Genomic DNA, 20065 nt, shown 5'->3' with positions numbered 1-20065 from the left:
AAGCGAGGGAAAGGTCATGAAGCTGCTACACGGAGTGAGTCAATCGACGAAAGGGCGCTCCGTCGAACTCGACTTCGTGCGTGGCATCGCGATCTTCGTGGTGATGGGCTTTCACTTCCACACGGTGCGCACGGGCCATGCGTGGGTGAGCGTGATCGAGTACCCGCTGAAAAGCTTCGGCCACGAAGGCGTGAATCTTTTCTTCACACTAAGCGGCTTTCTCGTGGGCGGCCTGCTGCTGCGCCAATACGCGCAAACGGGCCATATCGGCGCGCGCCGCTTCATCGTGCGGCGGATCTTCAAGATCTGGCCTGCCTACTACGTGCTCATTCTCTTTCACCTGCTGGCGGGCCGCCACCGGCCCGATACGTTCCTCTGGCAGAACCTCACGCACATGCAGAACTACTTCGGCACCTCCATTGCGCAAACGTGGAGCCTCGCTGTCGAAGAGCACTTCTATCTGTTCCTGCCCGCACTGCTGATCCTGCTCGCGCACTTCCGGTTGCGCGCGAACGCCCTGATCGCCGTAATGGCCGGCCTTTGCGCGATCGTTTTGACCGCGCGTTGCATTGCGGTATCGCACGGCGATCTCGTCGGGGCGTTCAACTACACGCAGTACCGCATGGACAGCCTGCTTATCGGCGTGATACTCGCGACGATTTACTGGATGAAGCCCGACGTCTGGCGCATGCTCGTTGCGAAGAAGCGCTGGCTGTTCGCGGCGGTGGGGCTGCTCCTCGCCTGGCTCATCTTCGCGACGCCCGATGTCGCGCTGGACGAGAGCATTGGCTACACGATTCAGGCCATCGGCTTTTGCGCGCTCATCATGCTCGTGCTCGAACATTCGGGCGGATTGCGCACGACGTGGCTGTATCGCGGGCTTGCGTGGCTCGGCGTGTACTCGTACGGCATCTACCTCTGGCATTCGCTCGCGCTCGCGCCCGGCGACTATCTGATCCACAAGGCGAGCGCGCTCGGCGTGCCGCCGCTCGCCGCCTGGCCGGTCGTGATCTTCGCGCAGTTCTTCATCGCTGCGGCGCTCGGCTATCTCACCACGCGCGCGGTCGAGTTTCCGTTCCTGCGTCTGCGCGAGGCGATGTTCCCCGACTCGCGCGGGGCCGTGCCCGCCGAGCGCCCCAACACGAACGCGGCGGATCGCAAGATCGAAGGCGTTGCGTGAGCGGGTTGAACTGCTTCGGGATGCTGACTAGCTGCGGGCGTTTGCCCAGGTTCATACCATCGCGGCCTGCAGCGTGTGCTTGAACTGCGCGAGCGTGTTGCTCGACAGGAGGTGTTCGCCCGCCGGTTGCGCGGCGCCCGGGCCTGCGCGCCAGCGCTGCGCGAGCGCATCGAGCGCGTGGGCGATCGTGGCGGGCTCGAGGTCGTCGAGGAGCGGGCCGAGCGCGCCGTCGCGGCAATACCAGCCAATCAGGCCATCCGCGCTGGCCACCACGGGCTTGCCGAAACGGTATGCCTGCACGAGCACGCCGCTCATGCCGTAGTGCTGCTTGTAGCCGAGCCACACGGCGTCGCAGGCGCAGAAGAGTTCGCGTTCCATCTCATCGGAGATGAACTGGTTGAAGATGACCGGCGCGCTCGCGAGTCGCGGTGCGTGTGCGTCGATGAACGCGCGCGTTTCGTCGTCCTGCTGGCCGGCGATCACGAGGCGCGGCGCGTCGGGCTTGCGCTCGAGCGCGAGCATCAGTTCGCGAATGCCCTTGCGTTCGCCAATCGCGCCGTACACGAGCAGATAGCGCGTATGCGCATCGAGCTTCAGTTGTGTGCGCGCAAGCAGCGGGTCCATGCGCTCGATTTCGGGAAACGGGTCGGCCAGATAGCTGAGCGGCGCGGCGCCCTGGGGCTTCGTGACCGCGAACCAGTCGGGCAGCGTCGGGTCGATCGTGAAGAGTTCGCGCAGCCCGCGCGAGCACATGGCGCGGCGAAACAGCGCCGACTTGGCCATGTCGACGAAGCGCCGGCGCGGCGTGCGCAAGCCGATGCCCGCGTGATGAAACGTCATGCCCATGACGATGGCGATCCACGGAGTGTTGCCGAATGGCGAGTCGAACCCCGCGAGCGTGTAGAAGAAGTAGTCGGCATAGGGCGCCACGACGAGCCGCACATGCATCGTTTTGCTGATCTGGCGGAAGGCGCGCGCATAGAAGTTGCGAAAGCGCATATACACGCTCACGGCGAAATGCGGGCCGGGCGGAACGGTGTGCAGGTCGAGCAGCACGAGGCGCAGATCGGGCCGCGCTTCGCGCACGATGCGCTGCGCGAGCGGATGGTCCGCGTACTCCGTGTCGGTGACGACGAGGCAGCGGTGTCCGGCTTCCACGCACGCCTGCGCGATCCACTCGACGTAGCGCCAGCGGTGGCCCGTGAAGTTCGGCTCGATGATGGCGATCCAGTCGCCGCTCGCCGTTGCGCGCACGCCGGCTGGCTCGGTCACTTCGGCGTCCGGGGTGTTGGGGTCGGCATTGCGGTATCTGGCGATCGACACGTTTTCCATGCGGCAGGCCCGATGAGCATTATTACGAACAAAATAGCAGTGGTGCGCAAGCGGTATGCGCCAGATTGCAGGGCAGGGTGGCTGAAAATGCCTGGGCATATGCCGATTGATTGAGTGGGCGTGCCCCGTCCGAATCCGCCTGGTTGATGGCGCGTCGTGGCAACTGCGGCGCGGTAAGGTCCAGAACGGGTCACGAAAACGCGTTCTCAAACATGCCTGAAGGGAACTCGGAAAAAGGGCAAAAGCCCCGACTCAGGGATCGAAAACAGGAGAGGTATTTTGCGCGTCATGCGGCTGCCAGCAATACCGATCAAGGCCGGCTTCGGACCCGGCGCGGCGACCTGGGTGCTGTTGCAGCAGGTCGTCGTGCGCGGCCTCGTGGCCGTCAAGTTCCTCGTGATTGGGCGCATTCTCGGGCCGTCCGCAATCGGTCTCGCGAGCGTCGCGCTGCTCGCGGTCGCGATTGCCGAAGCGCTGTCCGACACCGGGCTCGCGCAAGCCGTGATCCAGGGCCAGTCGCCGCCCACGCGCCAGGAGGCCGGCGCCGTCTGGACCACGCTCGCCACGCGCGGCCTGCTGATCGGTGTGCTGCTCGTCGCGAGCGCGCCGCTTATGGACGCGCAGTTTCACCTGGGCGGCGCCATCGGGCTCGTGCAGCTTGCCGCGCTGCTGCCGCTCTTGCGCGGACTCGCCTCGCCCGCGTATTTCATCACGCAGCGCGAGCGTCACTTCCAGCACATCGCGGCGATCGAAATCTCGTCGGCGGTGCTCGACTGCGGCTTCGGTATTGCGCTCGCACTCGCGGGTACGGGGCCGTATTCGCTGCTGCTCGGCATGATGATCGGCGAGGCCTTCAAGAGCGTCGTGACATGGATCGCGCTCTCGCCGCGTCCGCCGATCCGGCTGCGCTGGTCGGGCATCGGCCACTACGTGGGATTTAGCCGCTGGATCTGGGCGAGCAGCGTGATCATCCTCATCACCAACCAGTTCGACAAGGTGGTGGTGGGCAAGCTGCTCGGACCGACACAACTGGGCGCCTGGCAGATGTCCTCGAAGCTCGCGCAGATGCTGCTCGCCGACGCCGCGCTTGCCCTCTCGCAGTATCTGTTTCCCACGTTCGCCGCGCATCATCGCGGCGGCCCGCAATCGGCCGCGCGCCTGTTCCGGTTGTATCTCGTCGCGGCCGTGGCGGGGCTCGCGTGCGTGGTGATCGTGCTGCGCTTCGCGGCCGAGCCGCTCTTCTCGCTCGTGCTCGGCGCCGCGTGGCTGTCGGCCGTGCCGCTCTTTCGCATCTTCGTCGTCAACATGGCGATCAGTGCGCTGAACTCGGTGCTCGCTTCCTATCTGCGCGCTGTTGGCGACGCGCGCGCCGTTACGGTTGCGTCGCTGCTGCAGGTCGTGGCGCTCATCGTGTCCGTGCCGCCTTCGCTGCATATGTGGGGCGTGACGGGCGTGGCATGGTCGATGACCTTCGGGCTGGCCTCGTGCGCAGCGTGGATGCTGTTGCGCGTTTCGCGGCAGAAATAAGCGGGAATTCAGGCGAGGATTCAGGCAACGTCTCAGGCGCGCAGCGCCGCTTCGACGATCTCGGCAAGCTGATGGCCAAGCGTTGGCGAGTTGAGCTGGCAGTACACCGCATGCGCGGCGGCGGCCGCCGCGCGCATTTCGTCGGGCGGCATGGACCAGATGCGCCGCAGCGTGGCGGCAAGCGCTTCTGTGCCGCCTTCGCGCCCGAAGAAAAATCCCGTACGGCCGTCCTCGACATAGCCCGGCTCCGGGCCCATATGCAGCGGCAGCCGGTCGTGCACGATGGGCGGCAGGCTCAACGCGAACATGTGCACGACGCTCAAGCCCGCCGAGCCCGGATAGCAGCCCACGCGGCAGCGCCGGCTGATGGTCGCGATCGCGTCGTCGTCGAACACCGCGCCATACCAGACCACATAGCGGCGATCGCTGTACTTGCGCTTCAGGCGCTCGCCGTGTTCGCCGTCGCCGATCACGTGCAGCGTGATGTCGTTGCCTTCGCCGTGGAGCTGGCCAACCACCTCGATGAGCGGCTCGATCTCCGAACCTTCGCGCAGCCTGCCAATGAAGAGGACGCCGCTCTCCGCGCCTGTTTTGGTGGCGGGCTCTACGCCGCACGAGACCGTGAGCGCGTTGTTCGCGACGACGAGTTTCGCGGGCGGGCAGCCGATGCCAATGAGCGAGCGCCGCGAAGCCTCGGTATAGCAAACGTAACGTACGGCGAGCGCGACCGCGAGGCGGTAGCAGACCGTGCGCATGATTCCCGCGGACTCGTGCCGATAGAGCCCCTGGCCGTGAATCAACACGGGTACGCGCATCAGGCGCCCGGCGATCAGCGCGAGCCACAGCGAGAGATACCGAACGTCTGCGAAGATCAGCACGGCGTCGGGACGTTCGAAAACGATACGGCTCAGCACGCGGCTTTGCATGCGGATACGCCGCGAAGGCAGGCCCGCAATACTCGCGATATGCGTTTCGACGAATTCGTCGCAGGCGGGTTTCTCGCGCGAAAAGCCATTGGCTTCCACGCCCTCGGAGCACGCGAATACCTTGACGGAGAAAAGACGATTGAGCGACTCGATGACTTCAATGCGATAGCGCGCGATCAACGGCTGCACGTAGAAGACCACTGGGCGTTTGCGCCGCGCGCCGGATTCGGTTTCGCAAGCCGTTGTGTCCGGAGCGAGGATCTCGTGTTCCACTGGCTGGCTCCGACGTGTCGACGCAGTCATGTTGAGAGGATCTTTCCGGGGGATGGGTCAGTCGGTCATATTTGCGCAAATCTCTTTTAGCAGTTGTAGGCGAGTCTTATCAAAAGAGGAATCCGAAAATTGCTATTGAACGAATTTCACCTGCGAGGCTGCGCTATGGGCGATGCGTAATCGATAAAAGCACAAGGAAAGTGCAATCAATGCGAAATTAATTAACGAAAGGAAAAGCGGTAAAAGCGATGCAAATGCGCGGGCGGCGGACAACGCTCACACAGCGAGCGCATGCATGCTCGTTCACAAACAGGTGGAATCAGTCGTTGAATAGATCGTTTCGGACAACTTGAATCCGGCCCGACTGGCAGCGCGGGGGCCTCGTGCTAACCTCGATTCGAGTCGAAACGACCACCGGAATGCGGAGAAACCGATGCCAGCGCTCGCAGCCGATGATCTCGCGTCTTCCCCGGCCCAGAACGTCATGAAGGCCGCGAAGGCGCGCATGCGCGTCGCGGTGGTGATCGCGACCAAGGGGCGGCCAACCGCTACCGCATGGGCCGTGCGTCTGCTCGCGCGGCAAACGGTGCGCCCGGATCAGATCATCCTCTCGGCGAGCAGCGCAGACGACATCGGACCTTACGATGCTAACGGTTTGCGCGTGAACGAAATCGTTGGCACAGCGGGTTCGAGCGTGCAGCGCAATCGCGCGCTCGATGCACTCGCACCGGACATCGACGTCGTGATCTTCCTCGACGACGACTTCGCGCCCGAGCGGCACTGGATCGAGCTGTGTATCGCGCTGTTCGAAAGCGACGCGAATCTCGTGGGTTTTTCGGGGCGCACCCTGCGCGACGGCGCGAATACGCAGCCCATCGCGTGGGAAGAAGCCGTCGAGCTCGTGGACGGTGCGCAAGCCGAGACGATGCGGCGTCCGCCGCTGCGGCCCTGCGTGGAACTGTATGGTTGCAACATGGCGTGCCGCGCGCAGGCTATCGCCGATTTGCGCTTCGACGAGCGGCTCGTGCTGTACGGCTGGCTGGAAGATAAAGACTTCTCGCGGCGCCTCGCGCGCCGTGGCGGGATCGTGTACTGCGACTATCTGCTGGGCGTCCACCTCGGGCTGCGAGGCGGCCGCGTGTCGGGCCGGCGCTTCGGCTATTCGCAGGTGGTCAACGCCATGTACCTGTGCAACAAGGGCGTGATGTCGCGCAAGGAGGCGACCAGCAACATCCTGCGCGCGCTGAGCATGAACTGCGTGAAGTCGGTGCGCCCGGAGGCGCATCTCGACCGGCGCGGCAGGCTCATCGGCAACGTGATCGGGATTGCCGATCTGTGCATCGGCGCAGTGCGGCCCGAGCGCGCAGCGCGGTTGTGAACTCACGCGCAGCGCGGCTTTGAGCGTCCGCACCGCGCGCTTCACACGCTATCGCGCTCAGTTGCCCGAGCCGCGCGCGATGCGGCGCTGCTTGACCGCTTGCGCGAGCCCTTCGAGCACGCCCACGCTTTCGTCCCAGCCAATGCACGCATCGGTGATGCTCTGGCCATAGGTCAGCTCGCAACCTTCCTTGAGGTCCTGGCGGCCTGCAACGAGGTGCGACTCCACCATCACGCCGACGATGCGCTCGTCGCCCGACGCCACCTGGCGGCCAATATCGGCGCAGACGGGAATCTGGTTCTCATGCTTCTTCGAGCTGTTGGCGTGGCTCGCGTCGATCATGAGGCGCGCGGCGAGACCCGCCTTGCCGATGTCGCTGCAGGCGGCGTTCACGCTCTCCGCGTCGTAGTTCGGCGTCTTGCCGCCGCGCAGAATCACATGGCAGTCCTCATTGCCTGCGGTCGAGACGATCGCCGAGTGGCCGCCCTTCGTGACCGAGAGGAAATGGTGCGGCTGCGAAGCGGCCTTGATCGCGTCCACGGCGATCTTCACGTTGCCGTCCGTGCCGTTCTTGAAGCCCACCGGGCACGACAGCCCCGAAGCCAGCTCGCGGTGCACCTGCGATTCCGTTGTGCGCGCACCGATCGCGCCCCACGAGATCAGGTCGGCGATGTACTGCGGGCTGATCATGTCGAGGTATTCGGTGCCGGCGGGCAGGCCCAGTTCGTTGATCGAGACGAGCAGCTCGCGCGCGGTGCGCAGACCGTCGTTGATCTTGAAGCTGTTGTCGAGGAACGGGTCGTTGATGAGGCCCTTCCAGCCCACCGTCGTGCGCGGCTTCTCGAAGTACACGCGCATCACGATTTCGAGCTCGTTGGAAAAGCGCTTGCGTTGCTCGACGAGCTTCTTCGCGTAGTCGACCGCGGCCTTGGTGTCGTGAATCGAGCAAGGCCCGATGATGACGATCAGGCGGTCGTCCATGCCGTGCAGGATGCGGTGCATGGCGCGGCGCGATTCGAAGATCAGCGTGGAGGCGGCTTCCGAGCACGGGAATTCGCGGATCAGGTGAGCGGGCGGCGTGAGTTCCTTGAGTTCGCGAATGCGGACATCGTCGGTGTTGTGCGGGGGCATGTCGTTTTCTCCTGATCCTGTGCGTAGCGTGCGTCGCGTGGACGGTGCTTCAAAAAATCGGTTAGATGAAGTTAAGGCTCTGGGCTAAGGGCGAAAAAAAACCGCCAGGCTTGGCTGGCGGTTTCTCGTGTGTTCGGGGTCCTGCGCGTACTATCAACCCTCTCGATCCGCCAGCGGTCTGAGATACCAAAAGAAGTAAAAGTAAAACTTCGTGGCGAACATGGCGGTGGGTGTCTGAACGTTCGTGACTTCGGTTCGTTACGTCGAAAGGTTGATTGCCTTTATAACCCGCGCTTCTCGTGGCTGGCAAGCGGGGTGCGGTAAAAAAGCGGACTATCTGCGAAAAAAATGGCTCATGCGCAGAAAATCCGCACGGCGATGCGGAAATTCCGCATCGCCGTGCATGGAGTGCGCGTGGACGACGGCCTTAAACCGTGCCGCCGACCGTCATGCGGTCGATACGCAGCGTAGGCTGGCCCACGCCCACCGGCACGCTCTGACCCTCCTTACCACACACGCCCACGCCCGAGTCCAGACGCATGTCGTTGCCGATCATGCTCACGTACTTGAGCGATTCCGGGCCGCTGCCAATGAGCGTTGCGCCCTTCACGGGGTAGGTGATCTTGCCGTTCTCGATCATGTAGGCCTCGGAGGCCGAGAACACGAACTTGCCGTTCGTGATGTCGACCTGGCCGCCGCCGAAGTTCACGGCATAAAGGCCGTTCTTCACCGAGCCGATGATTTCCTGCGGGTCCTTGTCGCCGTTGAGCATGTACGTGTTGGTCATGCGCGGCATCGGCAGCGCCGCGTACGACTCCCGGCGCGCATTGCCCGTGACGGGCATCTTCATGAGGCGCGCATTCAGCGAGTCCTGAATGTAGCCCTTGAGAATGCCGTCTTCGATCAGCGTCGTGCACTGCGTGGGGTTGCCTTCGTCGTCGATGTTCAGCGAGCCGCGGCGGTTGGGCAGCGTGCCGTCGTCCACCACGGTCACGCCCTTGGCGGCCACGCGCTCGCCAATCCGCCCCGCGAACGCCGACGAGCCCTTGCGGTTGAAGTCGCCTTCGAGACCGTGGCCGATCGCCTCGTGCAGCAGCACGCCGGGCCAGCCCGGGCCGAGCACGACGGTCATCGCGCCGGCCGGTGCCGGGCGCGCTTCGAGGTTCACGAGCGCCGCGTGCACGGCGTCGTCCACGTACTTCGACAGAATGTCGTCGGTGAAATAGGCGTAGTCGTAGCGGCCGCCGCCGCCGCCGTTGCCGATCTCGCGGCGGCCGTTCTGCTCGGCGATCACCGTGACCGAAACGCGCACGAGCGGGCGGATGTCGGCGGCGAGCGCGCCGTCGCTGCGCGCAACGAGCACCACGTCGTACTCGCCCGCGAGCGCGGCCATGACCTGGGTGATGCGCGGGTCGCGCCCACGCGCCATCTCTTCGATGCGCTCAAGCAGCTTCACCTTTTCGGTGGCGTCGAGCGAGGAGAGCGGGTCGGACGGCAGATACAGATCGCGGCCCGCAATGCCGGTGAGCGACTTCGCCACCTGGATCTTCTGTTTGCCGCCGCCGGCCTTGGCGATCGAGCGCGTGGCAATGGCCGCCTGGCGGATCGCTTCGGGCGAGAGGTCGTCGGAGTAGGCGAAAGCGGTGCGCTCGCCGGACACGGCGCGCACGCCGACGCCCTGGTCGATGCTGAAGCTGCCCGACTTGACGATGCCTTCCTCGAGGCTCCATGCCTCGCTGCGCGTGGTCTGGAAGTAGAGGTCGGCGTAGTCGATGCGGTGCGTGAAGATCTCGCCGAGCGTGCGCGTGAGCACTGCCTCGTCGAGGCCGTAGGGCGTGAGGAGCAGGTCCTTCGCGGTCGCCAGATTGCGGATGCCGGGTTCGATGATGTTCATGCGCTCTTTGGGATCAATCGATGAGTCTGTCAATGGAGATTCGGGCGCGGTGCTGCGAAATCAAGCGCCTGAATGGGGAATTCGTGTGCACTGCGCGTGGGGTTCATTCGCGTGGTGCGCGTCACGCGCAGTCGAGCACGCGGTGCCGCCAAGCGGGCAGGCTCGCGCGCACGCTGGCGATGCGTTCGAGGTCGATGTCGCCGGCCACCACGCCCGCGCCTTCGTCGCGCACCGCGACGATCTCGCCCCACGGGTCGATCAGCACGCTGTGGCCCCAGGTGCGCCGGCCGTTCTCGTGCTTGCCGCCTTGCGCCGCGGCGAGCACGTAGCACTGGTTCTCGATCGCACGGGCGCGCAGCAGGATTTCCCAGTGCGCGCGGCCGGTGGTGTAAGTGAACGCAGAAGGCACGACCATCAGTGCGCAGTCGCCCATGCGCCGGTACAGCTCGGGAAAGCGCAGATCGTAGCAGACCGAAAGGCCGACACGGCCGAACGGCGCCTCGAACGTGCGCACCTCGGCGCCGGGCCGGATCGTGCGCGCTTCGTCGAATGATTCGGCGCCTTTTTCGAAGTTGAAGAGGTGGATCTTGTCGTAGCGCGCACGTTCCTCGCCGCTCGGGTCGAACACGAGCGTGGTGTTGAGCACACGCGTGTCTTCGGGCGCTTTCAGCGGCAAGGTGCCGCCGATCACCCACACGCCATGGCGCTTCGCCGCATCGGCGAGAAAGCGCTGAATGGGCCCGTCGCCGTACGGCTCGCGGATGGCGAGCTTGTCGCTGTCCTTGTGACCCATGAAGCAAAAATATTCGGGCAGCAACACGAGGCGCGCGCCTGCGGCGGCGGCCTCGGCGATCAGCTTGTCGGCTTCGGCGAGATTGCGCTCACGATCGGGCGTGCTGACCATCTGCAGCGCGGCGACGCGAAACGGGTCGAGAGGGGGAGCGCTCATCGGCAAGTCGTGAATGGGTTCGGGGTGCATGGGGCGCATGCTGCGCGCCCGCGGCGCGGCCCGGTAGTGCTCAATTCAGTGCGCAATTCAGTGCACGGTGGCCGGCGTCTGCGCGTCCATCTTACCCTGATCGCCATGCAGCCGCTCGACGTGCGGTTTGGCCCACGGGCCCGTGATCGCGAAGTCCATCGCGAACGCGTGCTCGAGCGTATGCGAGAGCACGACGTCGCCGATCAGCGCGCCGAGGCCGAAGAGCGGATTGATGATGGTCGCCGCGACCACGCCCGCGCCCGCGCTGACCGTCGGCACCACGTGTACGCGCAGGTCCTGGGTTTCGTGCGCCAGGTCCACGCTGCCCATCATCGTCGCGCGCCCGGGGGCGGTCACGAGCTTGAAGTCGTTGGTGCTGCCAATGCCGTTATGGATTTGCGCGGTGGCCGTCGCGCTCGTGAACGGCAAGCCTTCGCCGATGATGTCGCGGAAGTCCATTGTCGCGAAGCGCGCGAGGCTTTGCAGGCTCAGCACGCCGAGCAGTCTCGCCACGCCCGGATCGACCTTGAGGATCTGGCCGTGGTGCAGGTCGAGCGTGAGGTTGCCGTTGAGCGACGGGAAGTCGATTTTCGTGGGGCCGCCTTGCCACTCCAGGTTGCCCGAGAGCGTGCCCGAGCCGCTCTTGAGCACGTGCGGCCTGCCGGCGCGTACGAGCAGCGCGCCGGCGTCCTTGATGTCGAGATGGAAGTCGAGCGCGGTGCGGCGCGGCGTTTGCATGCCGGCGGCGGCCGAGTCGTCGCCGGCGGCCGTGTCGCCCACCGCGCGCCAGTTTTCCGTGGCGGTGAGGTGCGCATCCGGGTTGCTGATGTCGAGCTGGTCGAGCTGCCAGACAGGCACGCCGTTGTCGTCGAAGTTGTGCGCGTTCACCTGCAGGCGGCCGAGATCGCGCTCGCGCACGATGAGCTGGTTCACGACGAGGTCGATCGACGGCATGTTCTGCGCCGGCTGCGACATCGCCTGGCCGAGCAGGTCGTTTTCGGTGGCGGCGGGCACGGTGAGCCGGGCGAGCCGCGCTTCGAGCGTGCCGGGCGCGCCCGGCACGGCGCCCGGCTTCCACGAGACGTGGCCGGAGACCTGGTTGGAGGCGACGTTCGCCTGCCATTCGTTGCCGCGCTCGCCGGTGCGCGACGCGCCGAGCACGACGTTCTCCCAGTGGCGCTTGAGCAGCGTGAGCGTGCCGACGTGGACGGCGAAGCGCGACGGCAGGAACTGGCCGACCGCGCTGCTGGGGGCGAGCGGGGACGAGGCGGCGGTGGGTGCGGCTGCCGCTGCCGCCGTGGCCGATGCCGGGTTTTGCGGCGCGGCAGCGGGGTTGACCGCCGCAGCTTCGGCGCCTGCGGAAGCGGCTGAGGCTGCGGAGGCAGCCTCAGCCGCGGCGTTTTGAGCTTGCCTTTCTGCTGCCCTTTCTGCCGCGGTTCGCGGCGGAGGCACCGGCGTGGCCGCTGCGCGCGCAGGCGTCGAGCCCTGGGCTTGTGCTGCCGCCGTGCCGCGCATCTGCTGCACCACGGCGCGCCAGGCGTCGGCGTCGAAGGTGGGCAGATCGACGGCGGCGGTCACGCCTTCCGAGGGCAGATCGGCCGGTCGGTTCATACCGATCGCACCGCGCACCACTTCGGGCATGCGGCCCGGATGGCGGCGCATCACGTAACGCGCGGCAAGCGGCCCGAGCGTGAGCTCTGCATGTTCGAACGCGGCGTCGTCGGCCTTGGCGTCGGCGCTGCTGGCAGACTCCGCGCTCGTGCCCGTGCCCGGCTGCAGTTCGAAGTCCAGCGGCATCGGCGTGCCGGCCGCCTTGCCGAACGGCGCGGGGAGGTCGAGCGCGAGGCCGGTGAGATCGGCGTTGGCCTTCACGTCGGGCAGGCGGCCGCGCTGCCCGGCCACAGAAAGCGAGTAGGGCGCCGCGCCCGAAAGGCGTCCGACTGCCGCCGCCGCCATGCCGTGCAGGTTCAGGCCACGCGCGGCATCGACCGCCACGTCGCCCGCCACGTTCACTGCATAGTGCCCGTCGTCGCGCATTGCGCCGCTCGCGCGCAGGTCGCCGCCGAGAAAGCGCGCCGTGAGCCGGTCGACATTGGCGGTGTGAGTCGTGAAGCGCACCCGGCCGGTGAGGTTCGAGACCGGCGGCACGTTCTTCGCCGTGAGCGTGTTGTTCTCGAAGCCGATGGCGCCCGCGACCAGCACCTTCGGCATCGGATGGCGCGGGATCGTGAGCTTGAGCGCGAGCGTGGACTGCCCTTGCGCTTGCACCTTCGCGGTGGCGTGCTTCGCCATGTAGCCGATCGAGCTGTTGTCCGCGTAGTCGAGCAGGTCCGCGAGCGGACCGCGCCCGCTGCCCTCGATCACGATATCCGAGCCCTTGATGCCGAGTTCCTCGATGCGCCCGCTTACGTTGCGCAGCACGAAGTTGCGATAGTGGCCGCGATCGACGTCGAAGCGCAGCTTGTTCTCATGCAGCTTGAAGATGCCGTCGATGCCGTCGAAGGCCGGCCAGACGTTCGGCGCGCCGTTGCGCATCTTGCGCGGCGGGAACGGCGACGGGTCGAAGCGCCCGCCCGTGAACGGCGCGACGATGCGGAACTGGCCCGCGTCGGGGTCGCGCGAATAGGGGAATTTGGTGAGGTCGCCGTGGATCTCGATCGTGCCGCCCTTCGACATGCCCGCCTGCAGCCCGTGGCCGAGATAGATGCGCGTCTTCTCGCTGATGGCGGTCGGCAGGTAACGCGGGATCGCCTTGACCTTGGCCTCGTCGAAGTGCGCGACGAGGTCGAGCGAACCGCGCCCCTTGCCGGGATTCGTGTAGTGCGCGGTCATTTTCGCGCGTGCGTCGGCGTTCTCCACGCCGAGGTTCGCAACGTCGACGGTGAAAGACTTCAGCCGGTTGCCGGGCTCGCGCTCGGCGGCCACGGTCCATTTGGCCGCGCCGTAGAGCCGGTCGAACGTGAGGCGCGGATTATCGAACACGCCGGGCAGCGTGATGGCCACCTGGTTCGTGTCGAGGTCGATGGTGCCGTGCGACTCGTCGGCGTCGATGTGCCCCCAGAGGTTCTCGACCCCCGGCAGGCCCGCGCGCGGGTGGCCGCGCGGCGTGAGGCCCGGCCCCGGCTCCTGCGCGTTCACGCTGATGCCTTGCAGGTCGCCCTTGAAGCGATAGTGCGTGACCGGCTCGACGCTCGTGGAGCGTTGCTCGGCGGCCGCTTCGCCCGACTCGGGTTTCGCGCGCTCGAGGGAGAGGTCGTAGTTCGCCACCAGTCCGCGCGGGTCAAAGCGCACGAGCGCGCCCTGCACGCGCCCGGGCAGCGGCAGCGCGCGCATGAACTCGGCGAGGATGCCGAGATCGATGCGGTCGCCTCGCACGCTCATCAGCTGGCCGTGCTGGAGCGTTTGCTGGCGAAAGCGCGCGTCGAGCGTGGTGAGCGCGAGCGAGCGCGTGAGCGGCGTGCCGTCGTCGAGGGGCGGCTGGCCGAGTTCGGCGTGGAAGTCGCGCAGCTTGAGCGCGTAGTCGCCGGGCTCAATCCCGATGCTCCACTGAAAACTCGCGACCGGCAGGTCGAGCAGCGGCTGCGTGGGCCGCGTGCGCAGCGAAACATTCGTGCCTTCGAGCGCGCCGCTCGCTTCGAGAATGCGCCCGTTCGAGAAGTGCGCCCAGATCGCGTTGTCGATGCGCCCGCCATAGGTGGCGATCGGGATGTTGATGTAGCGCGAGAGCGTGGGCAAATCGACGGGGCCGGTCGAGAGATAGGTGTCGCCGGTCCAGCTGATCGGCTTGCCTGCCTGCGCGTTGCGCGCGTGCCTGAAGTGCGCGCGGAAGTCGAGCGGGCCGTGCAGCACGGTGCCCTCGGCCGGCGCCTGGAGCGCGACGCGGTGATCGTAACCGTCGTTGAGAATCGCAAGGCGAATGTGCGAGAGCGCGAGGTCGGGCACGTCGCGCGTGGCGTCGTGCCAGCGCAGCGTGCCGCCGCGCAGCACGATGGCCTCCTGGCGCATGAGCCACGTCGTGAAGGTGGCGTTGCCCGTGTGTGCGGTGGGCACCGGCACGCCCGCCACGGTGAGGGTGCCGTCGTCTTCGCGCGCGATGTGCACATCGGGCTGCTCGACCACGATGCTCGAGAGCAGCGGTTCGAACAGCACGACCGAGCGCCACGACACCGAGGCCGTGGCATGCGGCACGTCGAGCGCGACGTTGCCGTGGCGGTCGCGAATCGTCAGATCGCTGATGTCGATGCCGGGCTGGAAGCCCGACCAATGCGGCGCGAGCTTGCCGATGCGGAATTCGGCGTGAATCTTCGAGGAGACGAGCTGCTCGATACGCGGACGGAAGTTGTCCACGTACGGCAGCACGACGTAGCGCAGCCCGAGCAGCAGGACCGAGACGATGAAATACAGGACGAGCGCGATGATCGCCAGCACGCGCAGCGTGTGGCGCAGGACCGGGTGATGATGGTGCGGGCCCCCGGGCTCCGTAGCCTGGCTGGCATGTCCAGATTGGGGTAGGCCGGCGTGATCGTTTCGCTCGGACATGCTGCGGCGGGTGGGGTATGGTAGCGTTGCGTTCTAACGACGAAATGTATCACAGAGGGCCGTCAAAACGCCCATCCGGGGAACCCGGGATGGCCGTGCGGCGCGTGATACGCATGATTTTTTTGCACTGCAGCGGCGACTATGCCGGACGCATTGGCGAGTCGAGGCGCAACAGCCGGCGGTCGGTGCGTGCCGTGCGTGTAGTGCGTGCGTCATGTGGCGGGGCGAACCCTCGCGGTCGAACCATCGATATCGGCATCGTCGCATCGGCACCGTCGTCAACCCAGGCGCGCGCGGCGAAACAACAGCGGACAGCGGGCCTTCCCGGCAAGCAGCACTTCATGACTGACATCCCTCTTCTGAGTTCCAGCTATTCCCGTTATGCAGCGCGAGCTTGCGCCGCGCGTCCCGAACTGGCGGCACAGGTCGAGGCGCTGGCCGCCGCGCCGATCTCGCGCGAGCGCATCGTCGCGCGGCTCGACGCGCTGAGCGGCCAACTGCTTGCTGCAGCAAACGCTGCGCCCGGCACGCCACTCAACGACGAGCAGTTGAAGAAAGTCCTGCGCCAGCTGCGCGTGGAAGTGATCTGCGCCGTGATGGAGCGCGATCTCGGCGGCGTGGCCGACGTCGCCGAAGTGACCGGCAGCATGACCGATCTCGCCGAAGTCACGATCCAGCGCGCACTCGCCTGCGTGAGCGCCGATCTCGAGACGCTCTTCGGCGAGCCGCGCGGCCCGAACGGCGAGCGCCTCACGCTCGGCGTGGTGGGCATGGGCAAGCTGGGCGGCCGCGAGCTGAACGTCTCGTCGGACATCGACCTGATCTTCGTGTACGAGGACGACGGCGAAACCACGGGCGGCCAGCGCTCGCCCATCGCCACGCAGGACTTCTTCACGCGCGTGGGCAAGCGCCTGATCGCCGCGCTGAGCGACGTGACGGCCGACGGCTTCGTGTTTCGCGTCGACATGCGCCTGCGCCCGAACGGCGACTCTGGGCCGCTCGTGTGCAGCCTCGGCATGCTTGAAGAATACTTCTATGTGCAGGGCCGCGAGTGGGAGCGCTATGCGTGGATCAAAGGCCGGCTCGTTTCCGAAGACGAGAGCGACAGCGCGCTGCGTCTCGCGCGCCAGCTCGATTCGCTCGTGAAGCCGTTTGTTTACCGGCGCTATCTGGACTTCGGCGTGATCAGCGCGATCCGCTCGCTGCACGTGCAGATCCGCCAGGAAGCACAGCGGCGCGCCATGATGCGCCCCGACAAGGCCGACGACATCAAGCTCGGGCGCGGCGGGATTCGCGAGATCGAATTCAGCGCCCAGGTGTTCCAGCTCATTCGCGGCGGCCAGGATGCGGGCTTTCGCGTGCGTCCGACGCTCGCCGTGCTCGGCTACGCCGCCGCGCGCGGACTGATCGCGCCCGAGGTGTGCGGCGAGCTCACGCGCGCCTACAACTTTCTGCGCGAACTGGAGCATCGCCTGCAGTATCGCGACGATGCGCAAACGCACGCCATGCCCGTTGACGCCGAGGAGCGCGCCGCGCTCGCGAAATCGATGGGCTTCGCCGACTACGCCGCGCTGATGACGACGCTCGACGGCCACCGCGACAAGGTCGAGCGCCAGTTCGTGCAGATCTTCTCCGACAAGGTCGGCGGCGAGGGCGGCTGCCGCGCCTCTGAAGACGGCGCAGCGGCGTGGGTGTGGAGCGGCGCGCTCGCGGAAGAGGGCGCCGACGACTCGTTGCTCGAACGCCTGATGGAGCTGGGTGTCGACAACCCGGCGCCATTGCTTGCGCGTCTGCGAGGGCTTTGGCAGTCGTCGCGTTACGCCGGGCTCCCCGAAAAGAGCCGCGAGCGCTTCGACAGCGTCGCGCAGCGCGCGCTCGAATCCGCGCCTACGCTGGAGCCGCGCGAGCGGCGCGCCGACACGCTCGCGCGCATGTTCGACCTGCTCGAAGCCGTGATCCGGCGCGGCGCGTATCTCGCGCTGCTCTGCGAATATCCGGACGCGCTCGACCGCGTGCTCAAGGTGCTGGGCGGCTCGCGCTGGGCGGCGGGCTACCTGATCCGCCACCCGCAACTGCTCGACGAACTGCTCGACGACGAGGCGATGGCCACGCCCTTCGACTGGCCCGAGTTCTCGCGCCTGTTGCGCGCGCGTCTGGCCGCCGCCGCCGACGTCGAGCAACAGATGGATCTGCTGCGCCACGCGCACCAGGCCGAAGTGTTCCGCATCCTGCTCAACGACCTGGCGGGACGGCTGTCGGTTGAGCACGTGAGCGACCGGCTCTCCGAGCTTGCCGACGCCGTGCTCGACGTGACCATCGAGACCGTGTGGAAGCAGTTCGCGAAGCGCCACCGCGAGGTGCCGCGCTTCGCGGCGATCGCCTACGGCAAGCTTGGCGGCAAGGAGCTAGGCTACGCGTCGGACCTCGACATCATCTTCCTGTACGAAGACGACGACGAGCACGCCTCGGAAATCTACGCGACCTTCGCGCGCCGCCTCATCACGTGGCTCACTACGGCCACCGGTGCGGGCACGCTGTTCGATGTCGACTTGCGCTTGCGGCCGAACGGCGAGTCGGGGCTGCTCGTGACCGATCTCGACGCGTTCCGCCGCTACCAGTTGCGCGAAGGCGACGCCGCGAACACGGCTTGGGTCTGGGAGCACCAGGCGCTCACACGTGCGCGCTTCTCGGCCGGGGACGCCGCGATCGGCAACGCGTTCGAGGCGATCCGCGTGCAGGTGCTGACCACGCCGCGCGATGCCGCGCCGCTCGCGAAGGAAATCGTCGAAATGCGCCAGCGCGTGGAAGACGGCCACCCGAACCGCACCGAACTCTTCGACCTGAAGCACGACCGCGGCGGCATGGTGGACATCGAGTTTCTCGTGCAGTACTGGGTGCTGCTGCACGCGGCGCAGGACCCGGAGCTGATCCGCAACACGGGCAATATCGCGCTGCTGCGCGAGGTGTCGCGCTTCGGGCTGATGAGCGAGGAGGAAGCCGAGACGATAGGCTCGGCGTACCGGCTTTATCGCAAGCTGCAGCACCAGTTGCGCCTCGACGGCATGGAGAAGGCGCGTGTGAATCCGGCGCGTGTGGAGCGCGAGCGCGAGGCGGTGCTGGCGTTGTGGAAGCGGGTGTTCGGGGAGCGCGGGGAGGCTTAGGGCGAGTGCGCTACGCGCCAATGGCCGGTGCGGCTGGCGCGTGAGGCGCAGCCTTCCTCAAGCTGCCAACATCTCTTTCGCATGCCGCCTGGTGGTCGCGGTAATCTCCAGCCCGCCCAGCATGCGCGCGACTTCTTCCACGCGGCCGCCCTTGTCGAGCGGCGTGACGGCCGAAACTGTGCCGCCGTTGCCGTCGCCGGACTTCGCCACCTGGAAGTGGTGATCGCCGCGCGCCGCGACCTGCGGCAAGTGCGTGACGCACAGCACCTGGCGCGCGCGCCCGAGCTGGTGCAGCAAACGCCCGACCACTTCGGCCACGCCGCCGCCAATGCCCGTATCGACTTCGTCGAAGATCAGTGTGGGCGTGGGGCTCGCCGCGCTCGCGATCACGGCGAGCGCGAGGCTGATGCGCGCGAGTTCGCCGCCTGAGGCGATCTTCGCGAGCGGGCGCAGCGGCACGCCGGCATGGCCCGCCACGCGGAATTCGATCTGCTCCAGACCGTGCGCGCCGCCGATCGGCTCGCCAGTCGAACTGTTGCCAAGCGCCACGAGCGCGACTTCGAAGCTGCCGCCCGCCATCGACAGTTCCTGCATGCCCTGCGTGACCGCCGCGCCGAGCGCCTTCGCCGCCTTGGCGCGCGCCTTCGAAAGCTGGCGTGCCTGTACGAGATACGCCTCCTGCGCCTTGTGCTCGGCGGCGCGCAGGCCGTCGAGATCGGCCGCGGCGTCGAGCGCCGCTAGCTGCTGGCGGCGTGCCGCGTGTTCCTCGGGCAGCGTTTCTGCCGGGAGGCGGAACTTGCGCGCCGTCGAATGCAGCGCGTCGAGGCGCCGTTCAACCTGCGCGAGATGTTGCGGATCGAGATCGAGACGCTGCGCGTAGTGCGAGAGCGAGTACGCCGCTTCCTGGATCTGGATTGCGGCCGGTTCGAGCGCCGCGAGTGCGTCGTTGAGTTCGGCGTCGACCTCGGCGAGACTTCGCAGCTTCGAGACGATCGAGTTCAGCTGCGAGAGCATCGCCTCGTCGGATTCGGACAGCGCCGCGAGCGCGCCTTGCACGCCTTCGATCAGGTTGGCCGAGTTCGAAAGCCGCACGTGTTCCGCGTTCACTTCTTCCCATTCGCCCGGCTGCGGCGCGAGCTTGTCGAGTTCGGCGAGCTGCCACGCAAGGCGCTCGCGCTCGAGCTGCAATTCGCGGTCGCGCGACATGGCGCTTTGCAGCGCGAGACGAGCATCGCGTGCGTCGCGCCACGCACTCGTGACGGTTGCGGCGAGATCCGTGAGGCCTGCGTGCGTGTCGAACAGTTCGCGCTGTGCGTCGGGGCGCATGAGCAGCTGGTGCGCATGCTGGCCGTGGATGTCCACGAGCATTTCGCCCAGTTCGCGCAACTGCGCGAGCGTCGCGGGCGTCCCGTTGATGAAGGCGCGCGAGCGCCCGCCGCTATCCACCACGCGGCGCATCATGACGGTCTGCTCGCCGTCCCCGTTCGCGAGTGCTTGCTCGTCGAGCCAAAGCGCTGCGTGCGGCGGCACATCGAACTCGGCGGTGATGTCGGCGCGGCTCTCGCCCGTGCGCACGACGCTCGCGTCGGCGCGCGTGCCGAGCGTGAGCGCGAGGGCGTCGATCAGGATCGACTTGCCCGCGCCCGTCTCGCCGGAAAACACGGTGAAGCCGCTGTCGAATTCGAGGTCGAGCGCCGCGACGATCACGAAGTCGCGAATCGAAAGATGGCGAAGCATGGCGTCTG

Annotated in this window: 11 protein-coding genes; 4 read left to right on the top strand and 7 right to left on the bottom strand. The window is 66.7% G+C overall.

Annotation, left to right across the window (positions count from 1 at the left end; all coding sequences use genetic code 11):
- Positions 1-16: 16 nt before the first annotated feature.
- Complete coding sequence (locus tag U5A65_RS27970) at positions 17-1180, top strand: acyltransferase (RefSeq protein ID WP_321948561.1); 1164 nt, start codon at positions 17-19, stop codon at positions 1178-1180.
- A gap of 51 nt (positions 1181-1231) precedes the next feature.
- Here the strand turns inward: U5A65_RS27970 and U5A65_RS27965 are convergent, their stop codons facing one another.
- Positions 1232-2512: a glycosyltransferase gene (locus U5A65_RS27965; RefSeq protein WP_415765735.1), complete on the bottom strand. Its 1281-nt coding sequence runs from the start codon at positions 2510-2512 to the stop codon at positions 1232-1234.
- Between the two features lie 279 nt (positions 2513-2791).
- Here U5A65_RS27965 and U5A65_RS27960 point away from each other — a divergent pair, with 279 nt between their 5' ends.
- Positions 2792-4039: an oligosaccharide flippase family protein gene (locus U5A65_RS27960; protein ID WP_321948559.1), complete on the top strand. Its 1248-nt coding sequence runs from the start codon at positions 2792-2794 to the stop codon at positions 4037-4039.
- A 32-nt stretch (positions 4040-4071) separates the two neighbouring features.
- Here U5A65_RS27960 and U5A65_RS27955 read toward each other — a convergent pair whose 3' ends face one another.
- A complete protein-coding gene (locus tag U5A65_RS27955) occupies positions 4072-5238 on the bottom strand; it encodes a glycosyltransferase (RefSeq protein WP_321913122.1) in 1167 nt (388 codons plus the stop codon).
- A gap of 433 nt (positions 5239-5671) precedes the next feature.
- Here U5A65_RS27955 and U5A65_RS27950 point away from each other — a divergent pair, with 433 nt between their 5' ends.
- Entirely contained in the window at positions 5672-6616 is a 945-nt protein-coding gene (locus U5A65_RS27950) for a glycosyltransferase family 2 protein (RefSeq protein ID WP_321948558.1), read from the top strand.
- 57 nt (positions 6617-6673) lie between these two features.
- Here the strand turns inward: U5A65_RS27950 and aroG are convergent, their stop codons facing one another.
- The 4 genes from aroG to U5A65_RS27930 form a co-directional block, all read right to left on the bottom strand.
- Positions 6674-7747, bottom strand: a complete 1074-nt coding sequence (gene aroG / locus U5A65_RS27945; RefSeq protein WP_321913120.1) for a 3-deoxy-7-phosphoheptulonate synthase AroG — start codon at positions 7745-7747, stop codon at positions 6674-6676.
- Between the two features lie 427 nt (positions 7748-8174).
- A complete protein-coding gene (tldD, locus tag U5A65_RS27940) occupies positions 8175-9641 on the bottom strand; it encodes a metalloprotease TldD (protein WP_321913119.1) in 1467 nt (488 codons plus the stop codon).
- Between the two features lie 121 nt (positions 9642-9762).
- Positions 9763-10590, bottom strand: a complete 828-nt coding sequence (locus U5A65_RS27935) for a carbon-nitrogen hydrolase family protein (RefSeq protein ID WP_321913118.1) — start codon at positions 10588-10590, stop codon at positions 9763-9765.
- Between the two features lie 87 nt (positions 10591-10677).
- The gene (locus U5A65_RS27930; RefSeq protein WP_321913117.1) at positions 10678-15159 is read right to left on the bottom strand and encodes a YhdP family protein; all 4482 of its coding nucleotides are present in this window, start codon (positions 15157-15159) and stop codon (positions 10678-10680) included.
- 341 nt (positions 15160-15500) lie between these two features.
- Here U5A65_RS27930 and glnE point away from each other — a divergent pair, with 341 nt between their 5' ends.
- A complete protein-coding gene (gene glnE / locus U5A65_RS27925; protein WP_321934248.1) occupies positions 15501-18320 on the top strand; it encodes a bifunctional [glutamate--ammonia ligase]-adenylyl-L-tyrosine phosphorylase/[glutamate--ammonia-ligase] adenylyltransferase in 2820 nt (939 codons plus the stop codon).
- 57 nt (positions 18321-18377) lie between these two features.
- Here the strand turns inward: glnE and recN are convergent, their stop codons facing one another.
- Positions 18378-20057: a DNA repair protein RecN gene (gene recN / locus U5A65_RS27920; RefSeq protein ID WP_321948557.1), complete on the bottom strand. Its 1680-nt coding sequence runs from the start codon at positions 20055-20057 to the stop codon at positions 18378-18380.
- Positions 20058-20065 lie beyond the last annotated feature (8 nt).

It is taken from the genome of Paraburkholderia sp. J10-1 (genome assembly GCF_905220165.1).
Classification (GTDB): domain Bacteria; phylum Pseudomonadota; class Gammaproteobacteria; order Burkholderiales; family Burkholderiaceae; genus Paraburkholderia.
This window is presented reverse-complemented; position numbering and strand designations above follow the sequence as displayed.

Excerpts from the sequence above, each read along its gene's own strand:
- U5A65_RS27965 (WP_415765735.1), bottom strand. The coding sequence starts at position 2,512 with ATGGAAAACGTGTCGATCGCCAGATACCGCAATGCCGACCCCAACACC.
- tldD (WP_321913119.1), bottom strand. The coding sequence starts at position 9,641 with ATGAACATCATCGAACCCGGCATCCGCAATCTGGCGACCGCGAAGGAC.
- U5A65_RS27950 (WP_321948558.1), top strand. The coding sequence starts at position 5,672 with ATGCCAGCGCTCGCAGCCGATGATCTCGCGTCTTCCCCGGCCCAGAAC.
- U5A65_RS27930 (WP_321913117.1), bottom strand. The coding sequence starts at position 15,159 with ATGTCCGAGCGAAACGATCACGCCGGCCTACCCCAATCTGGACATGCC.
- U5A65_RS27935 (WP_321913118.1), bottom strand. The coding sequence starts at position 10,590 with ATGAGCGCTCCCCCTCTCGACCCGTTTCGCGTCGCCGCGCTGCAGATG.
- aroG (WP_321913120.1), bottom strand. The coding sequence starts at position 7,747 with ATGCCCCCGCACAACACCGACGATGTCCGCATTCGCGAACTCAAGGAA.
- recN (WP_321948557.1), bottom strand. The coding sequence starts at position 20,057 with ATGCTTCGCCATCTTTCGATTCGCGACTTCGTGATCGTCGCGGCGCTC.
- glnE (WP_321934248.1), top strand. The coding sequence starts at position 15,501 with ATGACTGACATCCCTCTTCTGAGTTCCAGCTATTCCCGTTATGCAGCG.
- U5A65_RS27970 (WP_321948561.1), top strand. The coding sequence starts at position 17 with ATGAAGCTGCTACACGGAGTGAGTCAATCGACGAAAGGGCGCTCCGTC.